This is a genomic window from Neisseria sp. P0001.S005, from assembly GCF_051963715.1.
The window spans coordinates 1-627 of the sequence record NZ_JBQCTZ010000494.1 but is presented as its reverse complement, the minus strand read 5'-3'; the positions used below and the strand labels follow the sequence as shown (position 1 = coordinate 627).

At 34.4% G+C, this 627-nt stretch carries 1 protein-coding gene; it reads right to left on the bottom strand.

Annotation, left to right across the window (positions count from 1 at the left end):
- Positions 1–498, bottom strand: a 498-nt coding sequence (locus ACTHSP_RS21270; protein WP_440346914.1) for a CadD family cadmium resistance transporter, incomplete at its 3' end; no start/stop codon positions are given.
- Between the last annotated feature and the right edge of the window lie 129 nt (positions 499–627).

The window sequence follows — 627 nt, the reverse complement described above, 5'->3', positions numbered from 1 at the left end:
ACCTGAAATATTAGCCAATCTTTGTGCTGTATATACTAAAACAAAAATCAATATTAAAAATACAAGAAGAGTAACTAATAAGTCGACAAGATCTAAAGTCACAAAGTAAGGAACAAAAAGTCCAATATTATCTGCACCACAACTAGCAACTGTAACCAAAGCAACAATACCGACTAATTTTGACAACCCTTTTTCATCCAATTCTTTTTTAGCTCTTTTTTCGCCCTCACAATCGTCGTAAATAGCAACTTTAATACCTAAGTAAATCGGTATTAAACCTAATAAACCCAACACCCATTTTTCCGGAACATAATGCAAAACAAAAGCTAGAAATAAACTAACTAATATTAAAATTACAGAACCTAAATATTGTCCGATATAAATATCTCGATATTCTTTTCTAGTATTTGCTCTAGCAAAAAATATTAATAGTATTACCAACAAATCTACTGCTGTAGCAATATATAAAACAGCAGCAGTAATCACAGTCGAAAACATAAAGCACCTCATAATGAATCCCCTGCCCCCTTGGCACCACGGCTTTTTCAAAAACCGAATCGCGTTCGGATAACAGATTCGTATCTTTCGCTAAAGAGGCAAGCCTGCGGCTTGCTTACCCTCTCCCTA